Origin of the sequence: Nitratireductor sp. XY-223 (genome assembly GCF_004959855.1) — a bacterium.
In the GTDB taxonomy this organism is placed as follows: domain Bacteria; phylum Pseudomonadota; class Alphaproteobacteria; order Rhizobiales; family Rhizobiaceae; genus Hoeflea_A.
The window spans coordinates 506,313-530,726 of record NZ_SPNT01000002.1 but is presented as its reverse complement, the minus strand read 5'-3'; the positions used below and the strand labels follow the sequence as shown (position 1 = coordinate 530,726).

The 24,414-nt window shown below is 63.1% G+C and carries 24 protein-coding genes; 13 read left to right on the top strand and 11 right to left on the bottom strand.

The features are described from left to right. The first annotated feature begins 54 nt into the window (after positions 1-54). From leuS to holA, 3 genes are read left to right on the top strand one after another with little or no spacing between them, the layout of a single operon-like run. A complete protein-coding gene (gene leuS / locus E4M07_RS09085) occupies positions 55-2,673 on the top strand; it encodes a leucine--tRNA ligase (RefSeq protein WP_136657990.1) in 2,619 nt (872 codons plus the stop codon). A gap of 13 nt (positions 2,674-2,686) precedes the next feature. Further along, a complete protein-coding gene (lptE, locus tag E4M07_RS09080) occupies positions 2,687-3,184 on the top strand; it encodes an LPS assembly lipoprotein LptE (RefSeq protein ID WP_136657989.1) in 498 nt (165 codons plus the stop codon). A gap of 20 nt (positions 3,185-3,204) precedes the next feature. After that, complete coding sequence (gene holA, locus E4M07_RS09075) at positions 3,205-4,248, top strand: DNA polymerase III subunit delta (RefSeq protein WP_136657988.1); 1,044 nt, start codon at positions 3,205-3,207, stop codon at positions 4,246-4,248. Positions 4,249-4,287: 39 nt separating this feature from the next. Here the strand turns inward: holA and E4M07_RS09070 are convergent, their stop codons facing one another. The 5 genes from E4M07_RS09070 to mnmE all read right to left on the bottom strand — a co-directional run bounded on the left by E4M07_RS09070 (position 4,288) and on the right by mnmE (position 10,098). Continuing rightward, positions 4,288-5,172: a ParB/RepB/Spo0J family partition protein gene (locus E4M07_RS09070; protein ID WP_136657987.1), complete on the bottom strand. Its 885-nt coding sequence runs from the start codon at positions 5,170-5,172 to the stop codon at positions 4,288-4,290. A gap of 38 nt (positions 5,173-5,210) precedes the next feature. Continuing rightward, positions 5,211-6,005 (bottom strand): ParA family protein, encoded by a 795-nt coding sequence (locus E4M07_RS09065; RefSeq protein ID WP_136657986.1) that lies wholly within the window; start codon positions 6,003-6,005, stop codon positions 5,211-5,213. Between the two features lie 53 nt (positions 6,006-6,058). Then, the gene (rsmG, locus tag E4M07_RS09060; protein WP_136657985.1) at positions 6,059-6,694 is read right to left on the bottom strand and encodes a 16S rRNA (guanine(527)-N(7))-methyltransferase RsmG; all 636 of its coding nucleotides are present in this window, start codon (positions 6,692-6,694) and stop codon (positions 6,059-6,061) included. Between the two features lie 35 nt (positions 6,695-6,729). Next, positions 6,730-8,625 carry a tRNA uridine-5-carboxymethylaminomethyl(34) synthesis enzyme MnmG gene (gene mnmG / locus E4M07_RS09055; RefSeq protein WP_136657984.1) on the bottom strand — a complete coding sequence of 632 codons (1,896 nt, stop codon included), beginning with the start codon at positions 8,623-8,625 and terminating at the stop codon, positions 6,730-6,732. A 138-nt stretch (positions 8,626-8,763) separates the two neighbouring features. Then, a complete protein-coding gene (mnmE, locus tag E4M07_RS09050; protein ID WP_136657983.1) occupies positions 8,764-10,098 on the bottom strand; it encodes a tRNA uridine-5-carboxymethylaminomethyl(34) synthesis GTPase MnmE in 1,335 nt (444 codons plus the stop codon). 24 nt (positions 10,099-10,122) lie between these two features. Here mnmE and E4M07_RS09045 point away from each other — a divergent pair, with 24 nt between their 5' ends. Further along, entirely contained in the window at positions 10,123-12,147 is a 2,025-nt protein-coding gene (locus E4M07_RS09045; RefSeq protein ID WP_136657982.1) for a thioredoxin domain-containing protein, read from the top strand. Here E4M07_RS09045 and rho read toward each other — a convergent pair. From rho to hemE, 3 genes are all read right to left on the bottom strand, one after another. Beyond that, entirely contained in the window at positions 12,144-13,409 is a 1,266-nt protein-coding gene (gene rho / locus E4M07_RS09040; protein ID WP_136657981.1) for a transcription termination factor Rho, read from the bottom strand. The genes E4M07_RS09045 and rho overlap by 4 nt on opposite strands. 180 nt (positions 13,410-13,589) lie before the next feature. Next, entirely contained in the window at positions 13,590-14,126 is a 537-nt protein-coding gene (gene hemJ / locus E4M07_RS09035; protein ID WP_136657980.1) for a protoporphyrinogen oxidase HemJ, read from the bottom strand. A 36-nt stretch (positions 14,127-14,162) separates the two neighbouring features. Further along, on the bottom strand, positions 14,163-15,188 hold the full coding sequence (gene hemE / locus E4M07_RS09030) for a uroporphyrinogen decarboxylase (protein WP_136657979.1): 1,026 nt from the start codon (positions 15,186-15,188) through the stop codon (positions 14,163-14,165). 405 nt (positions 15,189-15,593) lie between these two features. Between hemE and E4M07_RS09025 the strand changes: the two genes are divergently transcribed. The 5 genes from E4M07_RS09025 to dnaQ are packed head-to-tail and all read left to right on the top strand — an operon-like array spanning position 15,594 to position 19,173. Next, entirely contained in the window at positions 15,594-16,415 is an 822-nt protein-coding gene (locus tag E4M07_RS09025; protein WP_136657978.1) for a pyruvate, water dikinase regulatory protein, read from the top strand. Between the two features lie 33 nt (positions 16,416-16,448). Continuing rightward, positions 16,449-17,048: a Maf-like protein gene (locus E4M07_RS09020; protein WP_136657977.1), complete on the top strand. Its 600-nt coding sequence runs from the start codon at positions 16,449-16,451 to the stop codon at positions 17,046-17,048. Next, positions 17,041-17,886 (top strand): shikimate dehydrogenase, encoded by an 846-nt coding sequence (locus E4M07_RS09015; RefSeq protein ID WP_136657976.1) that lies wholly within the window; start codon positions 17,041-17,043, stop codon positions 17,884-17,886. The genes E4M07_RS09020 and E4M07_RS09015 overlap by 8 nt, the downstream gene beginning before the upstream one ends. Next, positions 17,883-18,482, top strand: a complete 600-nt coding sequence (gene coaE, locus E4M07_RS09010; RefSeq protein ID WP_136657975.1) for a dephospho-CoA kinase — start codon at positions 17,883-17,885, stop codon at positions 18,480-18,482. The genes E4M07_RS09015 and coaE overlap by 4 nt, the downstream gene beginning before the upstream one ends. After that, a complete protein-coding gene (dnaQ, locus tag E4M07_RS09005; RefSeq protein ID WP_136657974.1) occupies positions 18,475-19,173 on the top strand; it encodes a DNA polymerase III subunit epsilon in 699 nt (232 codons plus the stop codon). The genes coaE and dnaQ overlap by 8 nt, the downstream gene beginning before the upstream one ends. 29 nt (positions 19,174-19,202) lie before the next feature. Here the strand turns inward: dnaQ and secB are convergent, their stop codons facing one another. After that, entirely contained in the window at positions 19,203-19,709 is a 507-nt protein-coding gene (secB, locus tag E4M07_RS09000) for a protein-export chaperone SecB (RefSeq protein ID WP_136657973.1), read from the bottom strand. Positions 19,710-19,861: 152 nt separating this feature from the next. Then, positions 19,862-20,350 (bottom strand): FxsA family protein, encoded by a 489-nt coding sequence (locus E4M07_RS08995; RefSeq protein WP_136657972.1) that lies wholly within the window; start codon positions 20,348-20,350, stop codon positions 19,862-19,864. A 278-nt stretch (positions 20,351-20,628) separates the two neighbouring features. On the opposite strand from E4M07_RS08995, the gene E4M07_RS08990 reads away from it, so the two are divergent. Genes E4M07_RS08990 through E4M07_RS08975 form a run of 4 tightly spaced genes read left to right on the top strand, consistent with a single transcriptional unit; the run spans position 20,629 to position 23,377 of the window. Beyond that, on the top strand, positions 20,629-21,333 hold the full coding sequence (locus E4M07_RS08990) for a Tim44/TimA family putative adaptor protein (protein ID WP_136657971.1): 705 nt from the start codon (positions 20,629-20,631) through the stop codon (positions 21,331-21,333). 12 nt (positions 21,334-21,345) lie between these two features. Continuing rightward, positions 21,346-22,449, top strand: coding sequence for a murein transglycosylase A (locus tag E4M07_RS08985; RefSeq protein ID WP_136657970.1), 1,104 nt, complete (start codon positions 21,346-21,348; stop codon positions 22,447-22,449). Next, positions 22,446-23,009: a Smr/MutS family protein gene (locus tag E4M07_RS08980; RefSeq protein ID WP_136657969.1), complete on the top strand. Its 564-nt coding sequence runs from the start codon at positions 22,446-22,448 to the stop codon at positions 23,007-23,009. Before E4M07_RS08985 ends, E4M07_RS08980 begins: the two co-directional genes overlap by 4 nt. Continuing rightward, entirely contained in the window at positions 23,006-23,377 is a 372-nt protein-coding gene (locus E4M07_RS08975; protein WP_136657968.1) for a helix-turn-helix transcriptional regulator, read from the top strand. The genes E4M07_RS08980 and E4M07_RS08975 overlap by 4 nt, the downstream gene beginning before the upstream one ends. Positions 23,378-23,408: 31 nt before the next feature. Here E4M07_RS08975 and E4M07_RS08970 read toward each other — a convergent pair whose 3' ends face one another. After that, positions 23,409-24,383, bottom strand: a complete 975-nt coding sequence (locus E4M07_RS08970; RefSeq protein WP_136657967.1) for a DUF1402 family protein — start codon at positions 24,381-24,383, stop codon at positions 23,409-23,411. Positions 24,384-24,414: the final 31 nt, after the last annotated feature.

Sequence of the window (24,414 nt, the reverse complement as noted above, 5' to 3'; positions counted from 1 at the left end):
GGTTTCGTGTTGAAGCTCCGCGCAAACAACGCATGGAATGACGGACCACTTTTGATGGCCATTGAACGCTACAACCCGCGCGAGGAAGAACCGCGCTGGCGCCGGATCTGGGACGACAAGAAGCTGTTCGAGACGGACAATGACGATCCGAGGCCGAAATACTATGTCCTGGAGATGTTTCCCTATCCGTCCGGGCGCATTCATATCGGCCATGTCCGCAACTACGCCATGGGCGACGTGATCGCCCGCTACAAGCGGGCACGCGGCTTCAATGTCCTGCATCCCATGGGCTGGGATGCCTTCGGCATGCCGGCCGAGAACGCCGCCATGCAGAACAAGGTCCACCCCCGGGACTGGACCTACCAGAATATCGACATGATGCGCGCTCAGCTCAAGTCGATGGGCCTGTCGCTGGACTGGTCGCGGGAATTCGCCACCTGCGACGTCGAATATTATCACCGCCAGCAGCACCTCTTCCTGGATTTCCTCGAACACGGCCTTGCCTACCGCAAGCAGTCCAAGGTCAACTGGGACCCGGTTGACCAGACGGTGCTCGCCAACGAGCAGGTTGTCGACGGGCGCGGCTGGCGCTCCGGCGCGCTGGTCGAGCAGCGCGAACTGACCCAGTGGTTCTTCAAGATCACCGATTTCAGCCAGGAGTTGCTCGAGGCCCTGGACGATCTCGACCAGTGGCCGGAAAAGGTCCGCCTGATGCAGAAGAACTGGATCGGGCGCTCCGAGGGCCTGCACATGGGCTGGCAGATCGCACCGGGCACGGCACCGGCCGGCGAAACCCTGCTGGAGGTCTACACCACCCGTCCGGACACCGTCTTCGGCGCCTCCTTCATGGCCATCGCGCCTGATCATCCGCTGGCGGTCTCCGCCGCCGGGAACGATGCCGAACTGGCCGCGTTCTGCGACAAGTGCCGCCGCATGGGAACCTCCGTCGCGGCATTGGAAACGGCCGAGAAAGAAGGTTACGACACCGGTATCAAGGTGCGCCATCCCTTTGATCCCGAATGGCTTTTACCTGTCTATGTCGCCAATTTCGTGCTCATGGATTACGGAACCGGCGCGATTTTCGGCTGCCCGTCCGGCGACCAGCGCGACCTGGATTTCGCCAACAAATACGGTTTGCCGGTGACCGCCGTCGTGATGCCCGAGGGGGCCGATGCGGCGACCTTCCAGGTGACCGAGGAAGCCTATGTCGACGACGGCATCATGATCAATTCCAGCTTCCTCGACGGCATGACACCGAAACAGGCATTCGACGAAGTCGCCCGCAGGCTCGAGGCAGAGGCGATCGACGGACGGCCGCAGGCGCGCCGCGAGGTCAATTACCGTCTGCGCGACTGGGGCGTTTCGCGCCAGCGTTACTGGGGCTGCCCGATTCCGGTCGTGCATTGCGACAAGTGCGGCGTCGTGCCCTTGCCGAAATCGGAATTGCCGGTTGAGCTGCCGGACGATATCGACTTCGAGAAACCGGGCAATCCGCTCGACCGGCACCCGACCTGGCGCAATGTCGCCTGTCCGCAATGCGGCGGCGACGCGTTGCGCGAGACCGACACGATGGACACCTTCGTTGATTCGTCCTGGTATTTCGCCCGCTTCACGGCGCCTCGCGAAGACGCGCCGACCGATCCGCAGGCCGCCGACGGCTGGCTGCCCGTCGATCAGTATATCGGCGGCATCGAACACGCGATCCTGCACCTGCTTTATTCGCGCTTTTTCACCCGCGCCATGCGCATATCCGGCCATCTCGACCTGAATGAGCCATTCAAGGGCCTTTTCACGCAAGGCATGGTGGTCCACGAGACCTATCGCGGCAAGGACGGGTGGCTGATGCCCGCCGAGGTGCGCGTCGACGAGAAGGACGGCCGCCGCCGCGCCTTTAGCCTCGACACCGGCGAGGAGGTCGAGATCGGCTCCATCGAGAAGATGTCGAAGTCAAAGAAGAACGTCGTCGATCCGGACGACATCATCGAGACCTGCGGCGCCGACACTGCGCGGTTCTTCATGCTCTCCGATTCGCCCCCCGAGCGCGACGTCATCTGGACCGAGGCCGGGGTGGACGGCGCCCACCGCTTCGTGCAGCGGGTCTGGCGCCTGCTGGGCGAGGCGGCGCCGGCGCTGCGCGAGGCAACGCCGGAACCGGCCGTTGACGGTCCGGCAGCGGATATTTCTAGGGCCGCGCACAAGACGCTGAAAGCCGTCGGCGAGGATCTCGACAAGCTCGCCTTCAACAAGGCGATCGCCCGCATGCACGAGCTGGTCAATACGCTGTCCGCGCCGCTGTCGGCAGCCGCGAGCGGTAAGGCCGACGCGGCGACACTGGCGGCTTTGAAGGACGCGGTGAACATATTGATCAGCGTCATGGCGCCGATGACGCCGCACCTCAGCGAGGCCTGCAACGAGGTCGTCGGCGGGACGGCGCTCGTCGCCGAGGCGCCCTGGCCGGACTATGACAACGCGCTGGTCACGGACGAATCGATCACCCTGCCGGTGCAGATCAACGGCAAGAAGCGAGGTGAATTGACAATTGCCCGCGATGCCGATCAAGGTACGGTTGAAAAGGCGGTGCTGGAACTCGCCGTCGTTCAGGCCGCGCTGGGCGGCAATCAGCCGCGCAAGATCATTGTCGTGCCGCAGAGGATTGTGAATGTTGTCGTTTGACCGGAAGGGGCCCATGAGACAGATCCTGCCGACCGCGCTGATTGCACTCGCACTGCTGACCGTGCAGGGCTGCCAGGTCAGGCCGCTCTATTCGAGCCAGACGGGAACCCAGGCGTATCTTGCCTCCGTCGGCATCAAGCCGGCCGATGACCGCGTTGAGCAGGAATTGCGTAACCGGTTGATTTTCCTTTATTCCGGCGGCCAAGGCGAACCCTCGAATCCTGAATACACGCTCGACATGAGCTTCAAGGGAACACCCAGCCGGGCGCTGCGCGAGGAACTCACGGACGGCATTACGGCGCAGCGCTACACGGCACAGGTCACCTACACCCTGCGCGACAACAAGACCAAGGAAGTGATCGGCAGCGGCAAGCGAACCGTCGTCACTTTTTATGACCAGACGACGCAGGAATTCGCCAATATCCGCGCCCTGCGCGATGCCGAGAACCGGGCCGCGCACCAGCTGGCCGAGATTATCCGCGCGGACACGGCTTCGATCCTGACCCGATAACCCTTTCGAAACCTGCGGACATGGCACACCGGAAGGCCCACGAAGTCGAGAATTTTGTCCGGAAGCCGGACCCGCAATACCGCGCATTTCTGATCTACGGCCCGGATCGCGGGCTGGTCTCCGAACGGGCAGCGGCGCTGTCGAAGAAGGTCAATGTCGATCTCGCCGACGATTTCAACGTCGTCAGGCTCGATGCCGCCGATGTCAAGGAGGACCCGGCGCGGCTGCTCGATGAGATCAACGCCATCGCCCTGTTCGGCGGCGACCGCCTGGTCTGGCTGCGCGGGGCCGGCAACGAAAAGGCGGTCGTCGACGCGGTCAAGGCGGTTTCGGAAGACCCTCCGCAAAACACGGTCCTGATCATCGAGGCGGGCGATCTCAAGAAAAGCTCGGCGCTGCGCAAGGCGGCCGAAACGGGCGGCTCCGCCATGGCGCTGCCGTGCTATGGCGACGACAGCCGCGGCATCCACGCGCTCATCGACGAGGAACTTCAGGGCGCCGGGCTCAAGATCACGCCCGGTGCCAGGCGGATCCTGGCCGAGAATCTCGGCGGCGACCGCCTTGCAAGCCGCGGCGAACTGAAAAAACTGGCGCTCTTCTGTCACGGCGAAGGACAGGTGACCGAAGACGACGTTCTCGCCATTTCCGGCGATGCCTCGGCGCTGTCGGTCGACGAGGCGGTCGATTGCATCCTGACCGGCGACCTGTCCGGCCTTGACCAGGCATTGACGCGCATCATTGCATCGAAAATCCAGGTTTTCCTGGTGATGCAGGCCTGTCTCAGGCAATTCCACCTGATCGATCTGATGCGCGGCCAGATCGAAACCGGCGAGAAATCCGTTTCACAGACGGTCTCGGAATACGGCCGCAGAATACACTTCCGGCGCAAACCGGCCCTCGAAAAGGCGGTGCGCGGCTGGAACGGGCGCGCGGTTCGCGACGTTCAGGCGCACTTGCAGAACGCGATCCTGGAATCGCGCCGGCAACCGGCTCTTGGCGACAGCATCGCCCGCCAAGCGCTTCTGGCCGTCGCTCTGCGCTCGTCCCGCCTGTCCAGGCAATAAATATTTAGTCGGTTAATTATATAACAAGCCGGATGATGATCAATGTCCGGCCTGTAGCAGCCTGCACAGCTCGTCAAGCTGCTCCAAGGAGCTGTAATCCACCCGGACCTGGCCGCCGGAGGCCTTGTGGCTGATGGTGACCTTCAGCCCGAGATTGTCGCTGAGCATCTTCTCAAGCGCCAGCGTATCGGCATCCTTTTGCCGCGCCGTCCTGTGTGCCGGCCGTTCCGGCGCATTCTCCTTCTGCGCGATACGCTCGGCGTCGCGGACCGAAAGGCCCTTGGCCGCGATCTGGCGGGCATGCCTGACCGGATCGGCGGTCGACGCGATGGCGCGGGCATGTCCGGCCGTCAGTTCACCCGTGGCAAGCATGTCGCGCACCGGCTCGGGAAGTTTCAAAAGCCGCAGGCTGTTGGCCACGTGGCTGCGGCTCTTGCCGATAATGTCGCCGAGGTCGTTCTGCGTATAGCCGTGTTCGGCGATCAGCTGCTCGTAGCCGAGCGCCTCCTCAAGCGGATTGAGATCGGAACGCTGGACGTTCTCGACAATGGCGATTTCCAGCGCTGTGCGGTCGTCGACATCGCGGATCAGGACCGGGATTTCGACCAGTCCGGCCCGCTGCGCTGCCCGCCAGCGGCGTTCGCCGGCGATGATCTCGTAATGGCCCTGCCCCATCGGCCGCACGACGATCGGCTGGACGATGCCGTGCTGGTTGATCGAGCGCGCCAGGTCCTCAAGATCGGATTCGTCGAACTGCCGCCGCGGATTGTTGGCGTTGCGCCCGACGAACTCGATGGGCACGAACTGGTCCGCCGCCGTGGCTGGCGTTTCCGTCGCCGTCCGCACGTCGTAGGGCTGGTCCATTTCGCCGATCAGCGCCGCCAGCCCCCGCCCCAGCCTCTTCTTGGAATTGTCTTCGCTCATGCCGTTACCGCTATCTGTTTGAATTTACAGACTTTCTTCTAAGCCGCCTTGCGCTCACGCTCGCGCTGGATCACCTCGGATGCGAGCTTCAGATAGGCCTGACTGCCGGAGCAGCGCAGGTCGTACAAAATAGCCGGCTTACCGTAGGACGGCGCTTCCGAGACGCGCACATTGCGCGGGATCAGCGTGCGATACACCTTGTCGCCGAGATAGGAGCGCACATCGTCGACGACCTGCTGCGCCAGATTGTTGCGCGAATCGAACATCGTCATCACGATGCCCTGGATGTCGAGATTCGGGTTGAGGGTCGCGCGCACCTGCCCGACGGTCTCCAGAAGCTGGCTGAGACCCTCGAGCGCAAAGAACTCGCACTGCAGCGGGACCAGCACCGAATGGGCCGCCGCCATGGCGTTGATGGTCAGGAGATTCAGCGAGGGCGGACAGTCGATCAGGATGTAGTCATACGTCCCCGTCCCGAATTCGGCGATCGCCTTCTTCAGCTTGAAAACCCGGTCCTTCTGGTCGGAGATTTCCATCTCGACGCCGAGCAGGTCCATCGTCGAAGGGACGATCGACAGATGCGGCACGTCCGTTTCCATGGCCGCCTCGGCGATGCCCGCCTCGCCGACCATGAGGTGATAGGACGACAAGACCCGTTCGTTCCGCTCGATCCCGAGCCCGGTGCTCGCGTTGCCCTGCGGGTCGAAATCGATGATCAGCACCCGCTCCCCGATCGCCGCAAGCGCGGTCGCCAGATTGATCGCCGTCGTCGTCTTGCCGACGCCGCCCTTCTGGTTGGCGACGGTGATGATTCTGTTTCCCTTGCCCAACATCTGTCAGCGCCCCGTTTGTTTGCGTTTCAGCAGCAAATCCACCAACAATGAGATCATCCGCCGCGTTTCTGCAGATTATAGATCTGCAATATGACGGAATCCGCATCAACCATGCTTTGATGTTCTAACAGATCGAATGACCAGCTTCTACGGGCTTCATCGATCTCGCGCCGGTAATCCCGGCCTTTATGAAAGTAACCGGTTGCGCCCGCCCTCATCCACGGCGCCGCGTAGTCCAGCAGCCCGTTGAGATCGGCGAGGGCCCGGGCGCTAATCGCGGTCTGGCCCTTCAATTGCCGGGCGGCATCCTCGATGCGCAGGGCGTGAACCCGACCGCGGGCGCCCGTTTCCGCGATGGCGCGCTGCAGGAAGGCCGCCTTCTTGCGGTTGCTCTCGACCAGGTCGACAAATCCGCCTTCGCTCTCCAGAAGCAATATCGCCATGACGATGCCCGGAAAACCGCCGCCGCTGCCGAGATCGAGCCAGTTCTGCGGTTTCGGATCGAGCGCGTAAAGCTGGGCACTGTCAAGAACGTGGCGCTCCCAGACCTGCGCCAGGGTCGACGGCGCCACAAGATTGATCGCACCCGACCATTTCCGGAACAGGGCGACGAATCGTTCCAGCCGATCCACTGTTTCACGTGAAACAACGGCCAGTTCCGTTAGACGCTCAATCTCATTTGCCGACAAATCGCACTCCGGGCCGGCCGCGATGCCGGCAAGGCCTAGGATACATGAGCCAGGCCGCCGCGCGGACTGTCATCGGATTTGCGCAGGTGGGCGAGGATCAGCGTGATCGCCGCCGGTGTCATGCCCTCGATCTTCGCGGCGTGGGCGATGGTGCGCGGCCGCGCCGCCTCGAGCTTCTGGCGCAGCTCGTTGGAAAGACCGGCAAGGGTGCCGTAGTCGAACGTTTCGGGTATGAATCGTTGCTCTTCCTTCCGCTGGGCGGCGATATCGCGCATCTGCCGCTCCAGATAGACGGCATAGGCCGATTCCGTTTCGACCGGTTCGCTGACCCTGCGATCGACCCCGGCGAGCTCCGGCCAGATCGCCGCCAGGCGCGCAATGTTGTTTTCCGTGTAGGCGAGCAGGGCATAGGCGGACCGTCTCTGCCCGTCCTGATTGACCTTCAGGCCGTGCCTTTTCGCCTCGGCTGGGGTGACGTGCAATTGCTGCAGCCGCGAGCGGAACCGGTCGACCTCTGCCTTCCAGGCCTCGAATCTCCGGCGCCGGGCGCTGCCGACCAGACCCCGGCGGATCCCCTCCGGCGTCAGGCGCAGGTCCGCATTGTCGGCCCGCAATGTCAGCCGGTACTCGGCCCTGGAGGTAAACATCCGGTAGGGCTCGGTCACGCCGCGGCTGGTCAGGTCGTCGATCATCACGCCGATATAGGAATCCGTCCGGCTGAAGATCCACGGATCGTTTCCGCCCGCCGCCAGCGCGGCATTGCATCCTGCCACCAGGCCCTGGGCTCCCGCTTCCTCATAGCCGGTCGTGCCGTTGATCTGCCCGGCGAGGTACAGCCCGCCGATCCGCTTCGTCTCGAGGCTCGCATGCAGCTCGCGCGGATCGATATGGTCATATTCGATGGCATAGCCCGGCTGCAGTACGGAGACGTTTTCCAGACCGGGTATCGTGCGCACGAACTGCGCCTGAATGTCTTCCGGCAACGACGTGGAAATGCCGTTCGGATAGACCGTGTGATCGTCGAGACCCTCGGGCTCCAGGAACACCTGGTGGTGTTCGCGATCGGCGAAACGCACGACCTTGTCCTCGATCGAAGGGCAGTAGCGCGGGCCGGTGCCTTCGATGCGGCCCGAATACATGGCCGATTGACCGATATTGTCCTCAATGATCCGGTGCGTATCGGGGGTCGTGCGGGTAATGCCGCAATCGACCTGCGGCACATCGATCCGATCCGTCATGAAGGAGAACGGGACCGGATCCGAATCGGCCATTTGCCTGCCGACTGAATCCCAGTCGATCGTGCGCGTGTCGAGCCGGGCAGGGGTGCCGGTCTTCAGCCGCCCGAGGGCAAATCCCGAACGCATCAGGGTCTCAGACAGGCCCGACGCCGGCTTTTCGCCCATGCGCCCGGCCGGGATCTGCTTCTTGCCGATATGGATCAGCCCCCGCAGGAACGTGCCCGTGGTGAGGACCGCCGCCGAACAGTGGATGATTCGGCCGTCGGCCAGGATCACCCCGCCGATGGTCCCTTTGTTGATCTTGAAATCGTCGGCTTCGCCCTCAATGACGGTCAGGCCTTCGACCTGCTCGATCGCATCCAGCATGGCGAGCCGGTAGAGCTTCCGGTCGGCCTGCGTGCGCGGTCCGCGCACCGCCGGGCCCTTGCTGCGGTTGAGCAGCCTGAACTGGATGCCGGACCGGTCGGCGACGCGGCCCATCAGCCCGTCGAGCGCGTCGATCTCGCGCACCAGGTGGCCCTTGCCCAGGCCGCCGATTGCCGGGTTGCAGGACATGGTGCCGATGGTATCGCGGCGATGGGTGACCAGGGCCGTAGCTGCACCCAGACGCGCCGCGGCCGCGGCGGCCTCGCAGCCGGCGTGCCCGCCGCCGATGACGACGACGTCGTATCTCAATTGTTCGCGAGCGCTCATGGCCGGTTCCTGTGTCGTGGTTCAGATCGGCTTCTATGGCCGTTTTGTCAAGGCCGGTGTTTCACGTGAAACAAGCGTTCGATCCGGCGCGGTAATTTTGTCTCACCTGAATCACCACCCGTATTTGGCGCGGCCGCGCTATTTGCCGATACAGAATTCACCGAAGATCAGGTCGAGCAGATCCTCGACATCGATCCGTCCGGTCAATCGCCCGAGCGCATCGCCCGCCTGCCGCAGCCGTTCCGACCGCAATTCTAACGGCTCCGAATCGTTTTCCAGCGCCGCCTGGATCGCCATGAGACAGTCCGACAGGTATTCCCGGTGCCGTTGCCGGTTGGGCAAGGTCGAAACCGTGCCGCCGGCTGCGGCTGTCACCCGATGCTCCAGCAGGTCGATCAGCCCGGCCATCCCGTCGTCCCGCTTGACCGAGATAGCGGTGTCATAGCCGTCCGCGTCCCGTGCCCCGACAAGATCCGCCTTGGTGCCGATCTTCAGGACCGGCACCTCGCCTGCCGGCGGCGCGGCGGCATGACCGCGATCGTTGAGGTCCTCCAGGAGGAGGATGAGATCGGCGCCCTCCGCGGCAGACAGCGCCCGGCGTATGCCCTCGCTCTCCACTGTGCCCGCGTCCTGACGCAGACCGGCGGTGTCGTTGAGGATCACCGGATACCCGGCGACATCGAGATGCACCTCCAGAAGGTCCCGGGTGGTGCCGACTTCATCGGAGACGATGGCGATGTCGCGCTTGGCAAGGGCGTTGAGCAGGCTCGACTTGCCGGCATTCGGCGCCCCGAGAATGACGACCCGGTAGCCGTCCCGTATGATTTCGCCGGCCCGCGCGCCCGCAAGGTGCTGTTCGATTTCCCCTGCCAGCGCTTCCAGCTCCGGCCAGATCTGCTCCGTGACGGATCCAGGCACGTCTTCCTCGTCGGAAAAATCGAATTCCGCCTCGATCATCGCCCGGGCGCGGACGAGCCTGTCCCGCCAGCCCTCATAGCGCTCCGACAGCGCGCCGGAAGACTGCTGCAGCGCCATGCGCCGCTGCACCTCCGTTTCCGCTGCGATCAGGTCTGCCAGCCCCTCCACCGCGGTCAGGTCCATCTTGCCGTTCTCGAATGCCCGCCGGGTGAACTCGCCCGGCTCGGCGCTGCGCAACCCGGCGATTTCCGACAGGCTTCGCAGCACGGCTTCCGTCACCGCCCGGCCGCCATGGATGTGGAATTCCGCGCAATCCTCGCCGGTGAAAGAGTGCGGCGCCGGAAAAAAGAGCACCAGCCCGCGATCGAGTGCCGTGCCGTCCGCGCCGCGGATCGCACGATAGGTCGCGACACGCGGCTCCGGCACGCCGCCGGTCATCGTCGCCAGGGCATCGCGCACCGAGGGGCCGGACATGCGGATCACGGCGACGCCGGCCACGCCCGCGCCACTCGACAAGGCGAAAATAGTGTCCCTATAGTGGTCGCGCTCTACCACGAAAAACTCCTGCGCCGGTGCATCATGACCCCATCGCAATTGACCAACGTGCTCAGCCGGTCGGCGAGCCCCTATCTGCAGCAGCACAAGGACAACCCCGTCCACTGGCAGATATGGGGTGAGGCTGCCTTAAATGAGGCGAAACGCTCCGGCAAGCCCATATTGCTTTCGATCGGTTACGCGGCGTGCCACTGGTGCCATGTCATGGCGCATGAGAGCTTCGAGGATCCGGACACCGCGGCGGTGATGAACGAGCTCTATGTGAACATCAAGGTCGACCGCGAGGAGCGCAGCGATATCGACCAGATCTACATGGCGGCGCTCCATGCCATGGGCGAGCAGGGCGGCTGGCCGTTAACCATATTCCTGAACCCCGAGGGAGAGCCCTTCTGGGGAGGGACCTATTTCCCGAAGACGGCGAGCCACGGCCGGCCCGACTTCGTGACCGTGCTCAAGAGCCTGTCGAAGATCTACCACGAAGAGCCCGACAAGATCGCCCGCAACACCCAGTCCATTCGCGCCCACCTGGCGCAGACACTGGCGGATGCGGGCATCGCCGCCGAACCCGAGGAGGACGTCCTCGGCCGCCATGCCACCGGCATCCTGTCGATCGTCGACCGCAAGAACGGCGGCATCGGCCACGCGCCGAAATTTCCCAGCGCCTCGATGCTGGAGGTGCTCTGGCGGCACTGGCGCAACACCGGATCGCAACGCTCCGGCGACACGGCGATGCAGTGGATCACCGCGCTTATCACCGGCGGCATCTACGACCATCTCGGCGGCGGCCTGGCGCGCTACTGCGTCGATGCGATCTGGCTCGTGCCGCATTTCGAAAAGATGCTCTACGACAACGCCCAGTTGGTCCGTGCGCTTCTATGGGCCCATGGCGAGACCAATCATCCGCTGTTCCGCACCCGGATCGAGGAGACCGCCGGATGGCTGGAAGCCGAGATGCTGATGCCTGGCGGCGGCTTCGCCTCCAGCCTCGACGCCGACAGCGAAGGGGAGGAGGGCCGTTTTTACATCTGGGACAAGGCCGAGATCGATGCGGCGCTAGGCAATGATGCGGACATTTTCTGCCGCCACTACGACGTCAGCGAGGGCGGAAACTGGGAAGGCCGGAATATCCTCAACCGGCTGCGCGCACCGCAGGCCGACGACGAGACGGAGGCGCGCCTCGCCGAAGCGCGCGGGAAACTCCTGGCACTGCGCAACGGTCGCGAGCGTCCCGGCCGCGATGACAAGATCCTTGCCGACTGGAACGGTCTTATGATCCGGGCGCTGGCCGAGGCCGGCGCCAGTCTCGGGCGCGACGACTGGATCGCCATGGCGCAGAAGGCCTTCGCCTTTGTCACCGGATCGATGATGACCGGCGACCGCCTGGCCCATGCCTGGTGCGACGGCGTCACCACCTATCCGGCACTCGCCTCCGATTACGGCGCGATGATCAATGCCGCGGTGGCGCTCTACGAGGCAACGTTGAACGAAACCTACCGCGATACGGCGATGCGGTGGATGGCGGTGCTCGACGAACATTATGCCGACGGGCAGGGCGGCTATTACTACACCGCGGACGACAGCAGCGATGTCCTGCTGCGCACCCGGCACGAGCATGACGATGCCGCGCCGTCGGCCTCGGCACAGATCCTCGAGGCGATCGGCCGGCTGTCGATGATCGCAACGGATTTCGACCTGCCGGCGAAGGCGGCAGCGTTCTCCGCCTCGCTCTGGGGCCGCGTCCGGCAGGTCCCGATGGCCGCCAGCGGCGCGGTCAATGCCATCGACACCGTTCGCCAGTCGAAGAAGCTGGTCCTGGTGAATCCGGCTAAGGATATGATCGAAGCCATCCGCTCCATGCCCGACCCGTCACGGCTGGACCTGATCGCCCGCAACGCAAAAGAGGCACAGGCGCTGCTCCCTGGTTCCGCCGATTACGACTCCGGCAAAACAAAGGGGCCGGCGGCTTATTTGTGCCGCGGCCCCGTCTGTCTCCCGCCGGTCTTCGACGCCGATAGCCTCTCGGGGCTCCTGCGCCAACCGGCCGATTAGGCGTTCATCGAATCGAAGAAATCGGCGTTGTTCTTCGTCTGCTTGAGCTTGTCAATCAGGAACTCGATCGCGTCCGTCGTTCCCATCGGTGCCAGGATCCGGCGCAGTACGAAGATCTTCTGCAGGTCCTGCTTCGGTATGAGCAGGTCTTCCTTGCGGGTACCTGATTTGAGGATGTCCATCGACGGATAGATACGCTTGTCGGCGACCTTGCGGTCGAGCACGATTTCCGAGTTGCCGGTTCCCTTGAACTCCTCGAAGATCACCTCGTCCATGCGGCTGCCCGTATCTATCAGCGCCGTCGCGATGATGGTCAGCGATCCGCCTTCCTCGATATTGCGGGCCGCACCGAAGAAGCGCTTCGGCCGCTGCAGTGCATTGGCGTCGACACCGCCGGTCAGCACCTTGCCGGAGGACGGCACGACCGTGTTGTAGGCGCGCCCGAGCCGGGTGATGGAATCGAGCAGGATGACCACGTCGCGCCCGTGCTCGACGAGCCGCTTGGCCTTCTCGATCACCATCTCGGCCACCTGGACGTGGCGTGCGGCCGGCTCGTCAAAGGTCGATGAAACCACCTCGCCGTTCACCGAGCGCTGCATGTCCGTGACTTCCTCCGGACGCTCGTCGATAAGGAGAACGATGAGATAGCATTCGGGATGATTGGCGGTGATCGAATGGGCGATGTTCTGCAACAGCACCGTCTTACCGGTGCGCGGCGGCGCCACGATCAGTCCGCGCTGACCCTTGCCGAGCGGTGCGACGAGATCGATCACCCGCGCCGAAAGATCCTTCGACGTCGGGTCGTCGAACTCCATGTTGAACCGCTCGTCCGGGTAGAGCGGCGTCAGATTGTCGAAGTGGGTCTTGTGACGAATCTTCTCCGGATCATCGAAATTGATCGTGTTGACCTTGAGCAGAGCGAAATAGCGCTCGCCTTCCTTCGGCCCCCGGATCGGCCCCTCGACCGTGTCGCCGGTTTTCAGCGAAAAGCGCCGGATCTGCGACGGCGAGATATAGATATCGTCCGGACCCGGCAGATAGTTCGCATTGGCCGACCTGAGGAACCCGAAACCGTCCTGCAGGATTTCGACGACACCTTCGCCGATGATCTCGATTTCCTGCGCCGCCAGCTTCTTCAGAATGGCGAACATCAGCTCCTGCTTGCGCATGGTGCTGGCATTCTCCACTTCCAGCGTCTCGGCGAATTCGAGCAGCTCGGTCGGCGTCTTGTTCTTAAGCTCTTGAAGCTTCATTTCCTGCATTGGGTTTCCAGATTTTATTCGGAGGCTTTGATTGTAGTCGATCTTGGGGAAATTCTTTGACAGTCGTCGGACTGTCCACCGCATGCCAGGGAGGGAGTTTCGGCCGGGCGATTCACGTGAAACGCTTCGATATGCATCCGGTGTTCCGCCTGTCGCATATTTTGCGGCAAACGGCAAGTCTCAAAACGGTTTGACGATCACCATAACGACGATGAAGATCATCAGGACCGTCGGGACCTCGTTGATCAGGCGCCAGTGCCGCGTGTCGCGATCGCGATGATCGTCGGCGAACCTGCGCACCGCCCTGCCCAGATAGTCATGCACACCGGAAAGTGCAAGGACCGCGGCGATTTTCAGCCACAGCCACACGGCATTGAAGCCGAAACCGTCCCAGGCAAGCCACAGGCCGAGCACCCAGGCGATCGCCATGGCCGGCGTCATGATCACCCTGTAGAGCCGCGCCTCCATGATCTTGAAGGTCTCCGACTGCTCGGACCCGACCTCGCTGTCGCTGTGATAGACAAAGAGCCGCGGCAGGTAGAGCATGCCGGCCATCCACGAAATGATGGCGATGACATGAACGGCCTTGATCCAGTTATAGAGTTCCGGCGGGTTCCAGACCATCAGCGCGACCACGGCGGCGATAACGACGGCCAGCGCGATGCGCGAGCGCGTAACCGCCTTCTTCCCCGTCCCGGTCCCCGTGCTGCCGTTCATTGCCAAAGTGAGCGCCCCCCGTTCGCCTTTCCCAATCTAGGCGTCCCGCACCCGTTTCACCAGATGCGCGACATGATCCGGATCCGCCTGCGGGGTGATCCCGTGGCCGAGATTGAAGATCAGCGGTCCTTTTCCGAGCGTCTCCAATATCGCGTCGATTCCGTCATCCAGCGCCCGACCTCCGGCAACGACCCGCATCGGATCGAGATTGCCCTGCACCGGCCCGCCGCCCTGCAGTTCCCGGGCGAAACCAAGGGGAACAGACCAGTCGAGGCCGATCGCTTCGGCACCCGTCTTTTCCCGGTACTCGGCAAGCAGGGTTCCGGCACCCTTGGCAAAGGCGATGACAGGCGCCTGGGGATGGCGCTGCCGGACGCGATCGATGATCTTGCGCACCGGCTTGACGCAGAAGCGCTCGAACTCTGTTTCGCCGAGAACACCGGCCCAGGAATCAAATATCTGCACAGCGTCGGCACCGGCCGAGATCTGTGCGCTAAGATAGTCGGCGGAGAGCTCGGCCAGGAGATCGAGCAGCGCCTCGAAGGCCTCCGGCTCGCGATAGGCGAAGAGCCGCGCCGGCGCCTGGTCGGGCGTTCCGTGCCCGGCGATCATGTAGGTCGCGACCGTCCACGGCGCGCCGCAGAAACCGAGCAGCGTCGTTTCCGCCGCAAGTTCACTCCGCAGCCGTGTGACCGTCTCCAGCACGGGAGCCAGGTGGTCGAGCATCTTCGAACCGTCGAGCCGCGCGATACCCGCCGCATCGATCGGTGTCATCAGCGGACCGCGTCCTTCCTCGAAGCGCACATCGCGATCGAGCGCGTCGGGGATCACCAGAATGTCCGAGAACAGGATCGCCGCATCAAAGCCGTATCGGCGGATCGGCTGCAACGTCACTTCCGTGGCCAGCTCAGGCGAATAGCAAAGATCGAGAAAGCTCCCGGCCTGTTTCCTGGTCTCCCGATATTCGGGCAGGTACCGGCCGGCCTGCCGCATCAGCCAGACGGGCGGAGGAAACACCGTCTCGCCCTTCAATACCCTCATGACCTTGCGGTTGTCCGCCATGCGTCGATCCTTCTTACATTAAAAAAGAAAGGAAATTTAAGAGTCTTCTATTTCTTAGAGTCGGTGGGTTTCAAGGATTAAAGATCCTTCCTGAGAACTCCACAGATTGGGTTTGCGGAACAATCCCGCATCCCGCATGCGTCCGCAGCGGACAATATCGGGATAAATTCTAAAAAGCCATTGAAAATCATTACTTTGGCGATTGTGCGTCCTTATGTCCTCCTGTGCATGGCCTGTGGGCGAAGCTGGATAGCCTGTTGATGGCTGCCTATCCACAGGCCCGCCGGAAATTCCTCCCGTTCCATCGCCTGTGTGGACAAACAGGCCCCCTTTCCCTTACCTGTTTTGCAGATGCGCGCACCGGCCCCGCTCGTGCACAGCTATCAACAGAAGCGGACGAATTTTGTGGATCGACCGAAAAACTATTTCCACCTGCATCTCATATCCGATTCGACCGGCGAGACGCTGATCACGGTCGGCCGCGCCGCCGCCGCGCAGTTCACGGGGACGCGAGCGCTCGAACATGTCTACCCGCTGATCCGCAGCATCAAACAGCTCGAACCGGTGCTCGACACGATCGACGGCGCCCCCGGTATCGTGCTCTATACGGTTGTCGATACCGAGCTTTCGCAGATGATCAGCGACCGCTGCCGGGAAATGAACATTCCTTGCGTATCGGTGCTCGATCCGGTGATCTCCACCTTCCAGTCCTATCTCGGTCCGCGGGCAGAGCACCGCGTCGGCGCGCAGCATTCGCTGAATGCGGAATATTTTCGGCGCATGGAGGCGCTGAACTTCACCATGGAGCACGACGACGGCCAGTTGCCCGCCGATATCGAGGAAGCAGACATCGTGCTCGTCGGCATCAGCCGGACATCGAAGACGCCGACCAGCATCTATCTTGCCAACCGCGGCTACAAGACCGCCAACATCCCCATTGTTTTCAATGTTCCGTTGCCGGCCGTTCTCGAGACCGCCGAGCACCCGCTGATCGTCGGCCTCGTCGCGACGGCGGACCGGATCTCGCAGGTGCGCAAGAACCGCGTCCTCGGCACAATGCAGGGCTATACGGGCGACGACTATGTCGACCGCGTGGCCATTGCCGAGGAGCTCAAATACGCGCGCAACCTGTGCGAACGCCACAACTGGCCGACCATCGACGTCAGCCGAAGGTCGATTGAGGAAACCGCTGCCGCGATTCTTGCGCTTGGCGTCAAGGCGCGTTAGGCCGAGGGACCGATTGCCGAAAAGGATTTGCCGATGCGGTCAAAACTGGTCCTGGCCTCCGCCAGCCCATTTCGCAGAGCGTTGCTGAAAAACGCCGGGATCGATTTCGAGGCGCAGGCGGCGGACATAGACGAGCGCGCGGTGGAGGCGCCGCTGCTGAAAAGCGGTGTCAGCCCCGAGGACGCGGCCCTGGTGCTGGCGCTCGCCAAGGCAACGGATGTCGGCGGTGAGAGACCGGGCGCGCTTGTCATCGGCTCCGACCAGACCCTTTCGCTGGGAGACGAGATCTTTCACAAGCCCGCCGACATGGAGGGCGCGCGCCGGCATCTCTTAAAGCTCTCGGGCAAGACCCACCAGCTCAACAGCGCCGTCGTCATCGTGCGTGACGGCGAGACGCTCTGGCAGCATGTGGGCATTGCAAGCCTCACGATGCGGCCGCTGGAGCCCGGTTATATCGGCCGCTACCTTTCGCGGGTCGGCGATGCGGCGCTGACGAGCGTCGGCGCCTACCAGCTGGAAGGCATCGGCGTGCAGCTCTTCGACAAGATCGACGGCGACTATTTCACCATCATCGGCCTGCCGATGCTTCCCCTGCTTGCCGCCCTGCGCGACCTTGGAGCGATCGATGGCTGAAACGATCCGCGCCTTTGTGACCGGCCACCCGATCGGGCACTCGCGCTCACCGATGATCCATGGCCACTGGCTGCGTGAGGCCGGTATCGACGGCAGCTACGAAGCGGTCGATGTGGCCCCGCAGGACTTCGCCGATTTCCTGAAATCCGTTGCCGACGGCAGCAGCGGCTTTACCGGCGGCAATGTCACCATCCCGCACAAGCGCGCCGCCTTTGAGCTTGCCGATCATGCCGATGCCATTGCTACAGAGCTTGGCGCCGCCAATACGCTCTGGCGCGAGGACGGTCGGCTGATGGCGACCAACACCGACGGTTACGGCTTTTGCGCCAATCTCGATCAATGGTCGCCCGGCTGGGTCGATGCCGACACGGCCGTCATCCTCGGCGCCGGCGGCGCCAGCCGCGCGATCATCCAGACCGTCCGCGACCGCGGCGTCAGCAACATACACATCGTCAACCGGACGGTCGAACGGGCCGTCGAACTGGCGGACCGCTTCGGCGCCGGCATCCGCGCGCATGGGCTGGGTGCCCTGAACGAGGTCACGGCCGGGGCCGGTCTTTTCGTCAATACGAGCGCGCTCGGCATGGAGGGCACCCAGGTCCCCGAGATCGACTTCTCCGGAATGTCGAAGGGTGCGGTGGTGACCGATATCGTCTACACGCCGCTTGTCACGCCGATCCTGCGGATGGCCCGGTCGCAAGGCCTGCAGGTGGTGGACGGCCTCGGCATGCTACTGCATCAGGCGGTGCCTGGCTTCGAAAAGTGGTTCGGCGTGCGCCCGCAGGTCACCGGCGAATTGCGGGACCTCGTCGTGCGGGATCTGGAGGATGGCGAATGATTGTCCTTGGCCTGACGGGATCGATCGGAATGGGAAAATCGACAGCCGGCGAAATGTTTTCCGATCGCGGTATTCCGGTCATCAGCGCCGACGAGATTGTGCACGCGCTATACGCCGGCCGGGCCGCGCCGCTGATCGAAGGCGCGTTTCCGGGCACGGTTGTCGACGGCGTTGTCGACCGGGACCGGTTGTCGGGGGCTGTGTTGGGCGATGAGGAGGCCTTCCGCAGGCTGGAGGCCATTGTCCATCCGCTTGTCGAAGAGGAGCGAAAACAGTTTGTCGAGACCCAGCGGCAGGCCGGAATGCCAGCCGTCGTTTTGGACATACCGCTGCTTTTCGAGAGCGGCGGAGAAAAGTCGGTCGACAAGGTCGTCGTCGTCTCCTGTTCGCCGGAATTGCAGAAGGAGCGCGTCCTGCGACGTCCCGGAATGACGGAGGAGAAATTCGAGGCCATACTGGCACGACAGGTGCCTGATTCGGAAAAGCGCGCCCGCGCCGATTTCGTTATCGATACGTCAGGCACCTTTGAAGAGACCAGGCACCAGATCGACGCGCTCGTCGACGCGCTGATCAAAGAGGATAGCGGCCATGCGTGAAATCGTGTTCGATACCGAAACGACGGGGCTGGACAATCAGTCAGACCGGGTCATCGAGATCGGCGGTGTCGAGCTCTCCAACAAGTTTCCGACCGGGCGCACATTCCACGTCTATATCAACGCGCAGGGACAGAAGGTCCATCCCGAGGCGCTGGCGGTCCACGGCATCACCGACGAGTTCCTGCAGGACAAGCCGGTGTTTGCAGAGATCATCGGGGACATGAGCGCGCTATTCGACGGCGCCAAGCTGGTTGCCCACAACGCGAATTTCGATATCGGCTTCATCAACGCCGAATATGCCCGCCTCGGACTGCCGCCCATTGACCCGGGCCGCGTCGTCGACACCCTGGCCCTTGCACGCCGGCGCCATCCGATGGGACCGAACTCGCTGGACGCGCTGTGCAAGCGCTACGGCATCGACAATTCACACCGCACCAAGCACGGTGCGCTGCTCGATGCCGAGCTCCTGGCCGAAGTCTATATCGAGATGAATGGCGGCCGGCAGGCTGCACTCGGCCTCACCGAGGCCGATGCGGGGGCGTCTGTGCAGAGCCGGCGCAACGTCACGGAAAGCACCGGTCCGCGCCCGTCGCCCCTGGCGCCAAGACTGAGCGATGCGGAAATTGTTGCCCACCGCAAACTGAAAGAGGGCCTCGGTGACAAGGCCCTCTGGAACCGGTATGCCGGGTAGAATAACCGTCAGTTGGTGACGGGCGGCGCCTAGACCTTTGCCTTGGCCTGCTCCTCGGCCATGCGCTGCGCGAACATCTGGGCAAAATCGATCGGATCGATCATCAGCGGCGGGAAGCCTCCGTTGCGGGTCGCGTCGGCAACGATCTGCCGCGCGAAGGGGAACAGCAAGCGCGGGCATTCGATGAACAGCAGCGGCAGCATGTGTTCCTGCGGGAAGCCCTGGATGCGGAAGACCCCGCCGTAGATCAGCTCCACATTGAAGACCACCTTTTCGCCGTCCTTGGCTTCGGCGTTGAGCGTGAGGACCACATCGTAGTCGGTCTGTGACAGCGGGTTGGCATTGACGTTGACATTTATGTTGATGGCCGGGCCTTTTTCGCGCTGCGTCAGCGACTGCGGCGCATTCGGATTCTCGAAGGAAAGATCCTTGATGTATTGCGCCAGCACATTCAGTGTCGGCGCCGTGCCGTTGCCGGCTTCCGCCCCTTCCGGAGACGCGCCTTCGGGGATATTCGGATCGGGCTGCTTGGCCATAAAACTGTCCTTGATTACTGCAATGTCGGCCGACCGGCCTTGTGTCGGCCACTGGCTAGCATTTCGGTCCTGCGCTTACAACCAAAATCCTCCGACGGTTCGGCGGGGAGCTGCCTGCTTTCCGCTGCCGCAAACGGCGCCCGCGGGACAGGTCATTCCTTGTTCCAGGGCGAGTCGGAATTCGGATCGCGCGAGAATTCCTCGTCGTCGAGGTCGATGGTGGGCGATCCGTCCTGCCGGGTGTTGTTTCCGAAGCCGCCGCGGGCGAAACCGCGGTCGGATACGATCGTGATGCGGTTCCTGATCAGTGCCCAGCCTGCGTCTCTGATCGCCGGAACGAACAGCAGGAAGCCGATGGCATCGGTGATGAAACCGGGCGTCAGCAGCAGCACGCCGGCAATCAGGATCATCACGCCGTGCACGAGCTCGCGTCCCGGTACCCGGCCGGCCTCCGTCTCCTGCCTGATGCGGTTGATGAGCCCGAAGCCCTGGATACGCAAAAGGATCGAGCCGACAACGGCGGTGGCGAATACCATGGCCAGCGTCCAGAAGACGCCGATCTCCCGGCCGATAATGATGAACGCACCGATTTCCGCCAGCGGGACGATGAGGAGCAGCAGGGGAACGAGGGTAAATGGCATTTGGGCGGCATCCCTTTGACGGCAATCTGAAGCACGAGCATCGCACGGTACGGCGTTGAATACGACCGTTCGAAAACGACGTGTTACGCCCTATATAGTGTCCCGTTAAGCCTGTTTGACGAAAATCAATCGCCGGTGCCCGAGAAGGCCTAGAATTCCCCGCATCGTCCGGTTGCATCGGCCTCGAAACAGGATTTGAATGATCGGTGGCAACAGACTATATGGAAGGTGTTGGGGCGGGTGCTCCAGGACCAGATCTCGTACCGGTACCAGGCAATATGGGCTCCTTTGATTTTGTAACCGTCTTTTTCTTCGTGGCCGCGGTCATTATTTTCCTGCAGCTGCGCAATGTGCTGGGGCGCCGCACCGGCAATGAAAGGCCGCCGTTCGATCCCTATAGCGCCCGCGAGGGCGATCAGGCGGCCGGCGACGGGGACGACAGCAAGGTCATCACACTGCCGCGGCGCGACGGCGACAAACCGTCCGACGAGCGATTTGCGGCGGCCGACGCCTATTGCGAGCCGGGTTCCGATCTGAACAAGGCGCTGCGCACCGTCATACAGTCCGATGCCGGCTTCGATCCCGAGGAGTTCGTCGGCGGCGCCAAGATGGCCTATGAGATGATCGTCAACGCCTATGCGGACGGCGACAAGAAGACCTTGCGCTCGCTGCTTTCGAAGGAGGTCTATGACGGGTTCGTTTCGGCCATCAAGGAGCGCGACGCGCGGTCGGAAACCATCAAGTCTTCCTTTGTCGGTATCGGCAAGGCCGATATCATCCAGGCCGAGATGAAGGGCACCGAAGCCAATATCACGATGCGCATCGCCAGCCAGCTGATCACCGCCACCTATGACAAGGACGGCAATGTCGTCGACGGCGACCCGGACAGTGTCGGCGAGGTCAACGACGTTTGGACCTTTGCGCGCGACACACGCTCGCGCGACCCGAACTGGAAGCTGATCGCGACCGAATCGGAAGACTGATCGGAATTCCGCATGGCCGCCCGTCTCATCCCGGTGTCGTTCGATGACCTGCCGGGCTGGAATTACGACAATCCGTCAGAAATTTTGATCGGCCTTGACGAATGCGTCCGCCACGCTGAAGCGGTCAAACCCTACAAGAGCGGAACCCTTGGTCTGCACTGGCGGGACTTCGCACCCCCGGTCGCGGCGCTGCGGGCCGATCCGCCGGCAAACGCGCAGGATGCCCGCCGATTCTTTGAGGACCATTTCGTGCCGCTGCGGATCCGGCCCGCCGAGGGCGAGTCCGGCTTCGTGACGGCCTATTACGAGCCGGAGATCGATGTCTCCGCTGTCCGCACCGAACGGTTCCGCCACCCCTTCCACGCCCGGCCGGACGATCTCGTCGCCGTCGATGACACCAACCGTCCGCCCGGCATGGACCGCGGGTTCGCCTTCGGGCGCCACGACGCGGGCACCATCGGCGAATATCCGGACCGCCGGCAGATCGAGTGCGGATATCTTGACGGGCGCAGCCTCGAGATCGCCTGGGCGGAAAGCCGCATCGACGTGTTCTTCGCCCATATCCAGGGCGCGGCGCGGCTGCGTCATGCGGACGGCACCGTTGAGCGTATCACCTACGCGGCAAAGTCCGGGCACCCCTTCACGGCGATCGGCCGCGTCCTTGTCGCGCTGGGCGAACAGGATCCGCAAACCGTCTCCATGCAGAGCCTTCGCAAATGGCTGGCCGATCATCCGGCACGGATCGACGAGATTTTGTGGCAGAACCGCTCCTACATCTTCTTCCGGAGGGCCGCAGTCTCCGATCCGCAAAGGGGCCAGATCGCCGCCGCGAAAGTGCCGCTGATACCCGGACGATCGCTGGCCGTCGACCGGTTCATCCACACCTACGGCACGCCCATTCACGTCTGCGCACAAAGCCTGGTCCATCTGGATGACGGCCCGTTCCAGCGGCTGATGATTGCCCAGGACACCGGTTCGGCGATCCTCGGCCCGGCGCGCGGCGATATTTTTGTCGGCACCGGGGCCGAGGCCGGTGAAAAGGCCGGAACGGTCAAGAACCCGGCGGTCTTTCATGTCCTTGCGCCGAAGCAGGCGGCCCGGAGGCTGATCGCGTGAGCGGCCCGAAGAAAAGCCTGTCGAAGGAAGACCGCATATTGTGGGGCCAGGTCGCAAGGACCGTCGATGCCTATCCCGGCCGTCTCGAATCCCTGCAAGCGGAAGAGCCGGAACCCGTTGAAAAAAAGGGAAAAAACACAAAGGACTCGACTGTCCAGTCTAAAACCGGTACGGCGCAGCGGAGTTTGGGCCCCGCATCGAAACCGGGCGGCGGCCAATCCCTCAATCCGATAGACCGTTCGGTCTATCGGAAAATCGCCAAGGGCCGGTTGCCGCTGGAGGCCCGGATCGACCTGCACGGCCTGAAACAGGATGAGGCGCACGACCTGCTGCTCGGTTTCTTGCGCCGCGCCCATGCACGCGGCCTGCGCCACGTCCTGGTCATCACCGGCAAGGGCACGGCGCGCGGCGGCCAGGGCGTGCTGCGCAGCGCGGTGCCGAGATGGCTCGCATTCGCGGCCTTCAGGGAACTCGCCTCCGGCGTCGAGCCGGCGGCCCGCGGCCATGGCGGCGACGGCGCGCTCTATGTCCGGTTGAAACGAAAGGCACGAGAGAAATGACCCCCTTCGGCGAAGAAATCCGAAGGCTGCGCGCCGAGCGCGGTATCACCCAGAAACAGATGGCGCAGGCCATCGGCGTATCTCCCGCCTACCTGTCGGCGCTTGAGCACGGCCATCGCGGCCAGCCGAGCTGGGAAATGCTGCAACGCATAATCGGCTTTTTCAATGTCATCTGGGACGACGCCGAGGAACTGCAGCGCCTGGCGGCGCTCTCACATCCGCGTGTCACGATCGACACAGCCGGCCTTTCCGCAGAGGCGACGGAGTTCGCCAACAGCCTGTCCATGTGGATCGGAAAACTGAAACGCGGGGATATCAGGCAGCTTCAGGAAACGCTGGACAGCGCGACGAAGGACCGCAAGCGGTAGCCGCCGTCGGGGTCCGGCAGCCGAAATTCGCTTAAAAGAGCTCCTTGAGCTCTTCGAGCTTGTCGTTGACCAGCCAGCCGTAATAGTTCTCCTGCGGATAGCGGGGCCGCAGGCCCTTTGCCTTGCGGCTGCGATTGGTCCGCGCCAGCGCCTTGGCGCGGACGTCCGGACTGCCGACATTGTAGAGCGTCGCGGTGATGCCCGGGTTCTCCGAGATGTCGAAGCCGGCGATATCGCCGTAGACGTCGATCGAATTGCGCAGCGCCGCCGCGACATAGGCGAGCGTGATGTCCGGGTTCATGATCGCCTTGTAGACGTCGTCGCCGCGCTGATGCGACAGTTTCTTGTAGCCTGAGACCTCGTTGACGAGATCCGTCAGCTTGAGCGCGGTCAGCGGGTTGAGCTGGCCGAGGCCGAAAGTCTGCCCGGCATAATAGGGCTGGAAGAAGACGGCGCTGAACCGGTCGTCGGGGAACCGCTTGCCGTCGACGGTCCGGTTGCGGAAGGTCTCGTTCCACACGGCCTCGCGGCAGGACCACACTTCGAAGGAGCCGGTCAGTTCGGCGCACTCGGAAAACGCCTCGCGCTGGATGAATTCGTCGACGTCCTCGCCGTCGTAGCGGAAGTCGATGCCGCCTGCGGCATAGGAGACGGCCTTGACGTAATAGGCCTGCAGTCGGTCATAGGCGTCAACGTTGTAGGTGTGCTCGCCGACCAGCGCGCCAACGATATGCAGCGGATCGATCCCATAGGTCTCGGCGACGGCGACGATCTTGCCGCGCAGCTTCTCATCCCGCTTCAGAAGGTCCCGGATTTTCTCGTATTTGCGGTCGAAGGTCGATTTGGTCTGCTTGGTCCGCTTGACCGAGGCGCCCGGTATTTTCGGTTGAACCTTGTTGCGGTTGCCCTCCGGAACCATCAGCGGCTTGGCGCTGGCCGGCGACTCGGCGAGGAGCGTGAGGCTGAGCGCAACGCTGACTGCATATAACAGATGGCGACGCACCATCCAGACGGCTCCCCCGGCAATTTTTGATTGC